Annotated in this window: 1 protein-coding gene; it reads right to left on the bottom strand. The window is 44.2% G+C overall.

Features of this window, described 5'->3' with window-relative positions:
* Positions 1 to 437 (bottom strand): IS66 family transposase (locus J1781_RS00245; protein ID WP_238483431.1); only part of this gene is annotated, 437 nt, incomplete at both ends.

The raw sequence follows: 437 nt of genomic DNA, 5'->3' as shown, positions 1-437 counted from the left end.
ATCTTTATGGGTTGGCAGCCGTCTAAGCACATCAGACAGATAAGCAAACGCATCCAACCCATTTAACTTAGCTGACTGAATTAACGACATAATCACCGCTGCGCGCTGACCACTTCGCAAAGAACCAGCGAACAACCAATTTTTTCGACCTAAAGCCCACGGACGCATCTGATTCTCAGCCCAGTTATTATCAATCGGCAAACTGCCATCATTCAAGTATTGGATAAGCGCTTTCCAACGTTTCAAACAATAATCAATCGCGCGAGCAATCGCTGAATTCTTAGAAGCTAACGGCCTGTTTTCCAGTAGCCACTGATGTAAAGCATCAGCAATGGGTTTTGCCTTAGCTTGTCTAATTTGCCATACGGTTTGAGCATTTCTGGGTGAAGGTAGCGCATTTTTCTCAAATAGCTCATCAATTTCACGCTCTATGGCAT

This window comes from Rahnella perminowiae, assembly GCF_019049695.1.
GTDB lineage: Bacteria > Pseudomonadota > Gammaproteobacteria > Enterobacterales > Enterobacteriaceae > Rahnella > Rahnella perminowiae.
The sequence above is the reverse complement of the archived record's forward strand: the minus strand, read 5'-3'. Positions and strand labels throughout refer to the sequence as shown.